The organism is Frankia sp. CcCS3 (genome assembly GCF_977927575.1).
In genome coordinates, this window is the sequence record NZ_CDWRCL010000351.1 from 1 (window position 1) to 2,785 (window position 2,785).

Genomic DNA, 2,785 nt, shown 5'->3' on the forward strand with positions numbered 1-2,785 from the left:
CCGCCGGCCTGCGCGCCGCCGCCGCGCAGGCCGCCCTCGTCCTGGTCACCCCGGCGGCTGTTGGCCGGTCCCGACGCCGCGGCCCGCCTCAGCCGCCTCAGCCGCGTCACCGCCGCCGCCAGCACTGCCGCTGTTGCCGCTCCGGCAGCCATGGGCGCCCTCGACGCCACCGGCGAGCAGTACGGTACGCCCCGGTTCGAGGAGTTCGCCGAGCCAGTGGGAGGACGTCCGGGCTGGGATGCGTCATCGCTGTTCCGCTTCCGTGAGGGTGAAGGAGAACGTCGCCCCCTGGCCAGGTGTCCCGTCCGCCCAGATCCGCCCACCGTGGCGATGGATGATCCGCGCGACCAGGGCAAGCCCGACACCGGTCCCTTCGAACTGGTCCGCCCGATGCAGACGCTGGAACACACCGAACAGCTTGCCGGCGTGGCGGGGATCGAAGCCGGCGCCATTGTCGGCGACTGACAGCCCGCAGCGGTGTCCGAAGGTCATGAGACACGCTGTAGGAGAAGGCCTCCAGCTCGTTGTTCGCCGCCCGTAGCTCGTCGTTGGCCGTCTGCAACTCGGCGGCTGAGCGGGCGCGTTCGACCGCTACCCGGTCCAGCTGGTCCGCGATGGTGTTGACCGACCTCCCCACCTCCTGCGTCTCCTGCGGCCCCGCGGGAGTGACGCGGGTATTCAGCCGTCCCAGGGCCAACGACCGCACCGCGGCGGTGACGTTCTGCAGCGGGCGGACCAGACATCGGGTTGTGACCACCGCGGTCCGGGTACCCACCGCCAGACCGATCGCCAGCAGGCCGCCGATCATCCCGATCGTCACGGCCAGGGTCCGGTTGAGCGCGTCGGTCTTGTCGTGACGCAGCTGGCCAAGGGTGGTGCCGAGCGAGGCGTTCGTCGCCCGGAACGCGTCGAACAGATGCTTACCTGCCTCCGGGGGAGGGGCGACACCGGTGATCGCGGGGTTGGCGTAGTCGTCCAGCCACGACGAGGCGGCGGCCCGCTCGGCTGCCAGCTGGCCGCGTACCGTCGCGTCCCCACCGAAATCTCTTGCGATCTTCGCGAACGCCCCGGCCACCGCGGCCGTGCCGGCCCGGTACGGCTGCAGAAACGACGGGTCATGGCTGATCAGATAGCCGCGGACGCCCGTCTCGGCGTTGGTCATCCCCTGCAACACGGCCGTGTTGGCGCGTCGCGCCGGGTCGATTGTGTCCGTGAGGTCCGGTGTCTCCGCCATAGGCGCCTCCAGGATGTTGACAGACCCGACGGGCGGTTCCAGGCGTACAGGTGCGACTGTCCATGCTGGATCGATTACTCATTGTAAGGCCGGGGGCGATGCCCGCCTCCGGACCAACGCCAGTTGGCCGCTTTGACGGGGTCTGCGGACCCGCCCGACGCGACAGACCCACCCGGCCCCGGACGGGAGCGCACGTTCGCGGCGTGGAAACGGGAAGATCGTTGCGACCTGCTAATTTCCTGAATTATTCGATCTTGCGGTGCCAGGATGGCACCTGATCATGGTTTTGGTCCTCGAATGACGGCCGCTCCGAGTGGGGCGGGCCGCTTCGGCATGCCCGGGGTCAGACCGGGCCTTGCCGTCGTTCTTCTGGCGTGGTCGGATCCTCCGGCGGCTGGGCGTCCGGACCGTAGCCGGGTGCCCAGACGGTTCGCAGCGGCTTGCCGTGCGGACAGGTACCCGCTCTTGGCACGGGCTCGACTCTGCCCGTCGCGTGAAACTGGGCGCCACGGCGACGGCGGCATTTGTTGCAGGCCACCAGCGACAGCATTCGTATGATCGGCCGCTCACCGGTCGGGTCGCCGTCCGCGATCGGCTCCCGGGCTGGGAAGTCGTCGGTCATCGCCGCCGCCTTGTAATCAGACCGGTGCCGTCGCATGCTGTGCAGTCCACCTCTTGCGTGCCCGCGAAACCGCCGTCCTCGTCAGCCTCGGACCTGTCCGCGGTGACCTTGCCGGTTCCGTTGCAGGTGGGGCAGTCCGCGGTCTCCACCGGTTCGAGGTCGGCATGCCCGGCCTTCGCGCCCCGCTTGTCGTAGTCCTTCTCGGTGTCGGGGTTATTCTTGCCCCTGGGTGATCCACCTCTGCCGCCGCGCTTGATGCCATCGCGGCCGGTGGAGGCTCCACCACTGGTCGACTCTCGCTTGTTCCACGCCATGGGTTGCTCTCCGTATACAGGCGGCCCCTATCTGCATCAACGGTAGCGGCGGAACACCTACTCCGGAACCAAGGAGTGCGGTTCCGTCACGCCGATTGGCCTCGCTGCTGCCGAGCGCCTACCTGCTGGTCTTGCGGTTCTCCCATTCGGCGCGGCTGATCGCGTAGATGTTTCGCGGCTCGCCGTCCCGGTCGACCGGACCCTCGGCCAGGGTGAGGCCGAGCTTCTCGGCGACACGGATCGAGCTCGTGTTCTCAGGGTGGATGATGTTGATCACCCGGTTCCGGTTCGTTTCGGTGAACGCGAACTCCAGGGCTGCCGCGCCGCCTTCGGTCGCGATGCCCTGTCCCCACCGGTCCCGGCGGACGGTCCAGGCGACCTCGATATCCGGCCAGCCGTACTCCTCGTACAGCCCGGCGCGGCCGAGGAACTCACCCGTCTCCCGATCCTCGATGATCCACATTCCGAAGCCGTTGAGCGCCCAGTGGCCGATCTGGAACGCCGTCATGCCCCAGACGGAGCCCTCCTTCGACGGCGAGCTGGTGTAGACGGACATGTCCGGGTGTCGCGCCATGGACAGGTAGGGCTCGACGTCGGCTAGGTCTGTTTGGGAAG

3 protein-coding genes are annotated in these 2,785 nt (G+C 68.6%); all 3 read right to left on the bottom strand.

Annotation, left to right across the window (positions count from 1 at the left end; all coding sequences use genetic code 11):
* Positions 1–106: 106 nt before the first annotated feature.
* Complete coding sequence (locus tag AC08OQ_RS19050) at positions 107–1,234, bottom strand: CHASE3 domain-containing protein (protein ID WP_476601680.1); 1,128 nt, start codon at positions 1,232–1,234, stop codon at positions 107–109.
* A 618-nt stretch (positions 1,235–1,852) separates the two neighbouring features.
* Positions 1,853–2,170 carry a hypothetical protein gene (locus tag AC08OQ_RS19055; protein WP_462188392.1) on the bottom strand — a complete coding sequence of 106 codons (318 nt, stop codon included), beginning with the start codon at positions 2,168–2,170 and terminating at the stop codon, positions 1,853–1,855.
* Positions 2,171–2,288: 118 nt separating this feature from the next.
* Positions 2,289–2,785: GNAT family N-acetyltransferase (locus AC08OQ_RS19060; protein ID WP_476612291.1), on the bottom strand; the 497-nt coding region annotated here is incomplete at its 5' end.

What these genes read in the sequence shown, in the direction of transcription:
- AC08OQ_RS19055 (WP_462188392.1), bottom strand. Translation starts at nt 2,170, where the DNA reads ATGGCGTGGAACAAGCGAGAGTCGACCAGTGGTGGAGCCTCCACCGGC.
- AC08OQ_RS19050 (WP_476601680.1), bottom strand. Translation starts at nt 1,234, where the DNA reads ATGGCGGAGACACCGGACCTCACGGACACAATCGACCCGGCGCGACGC.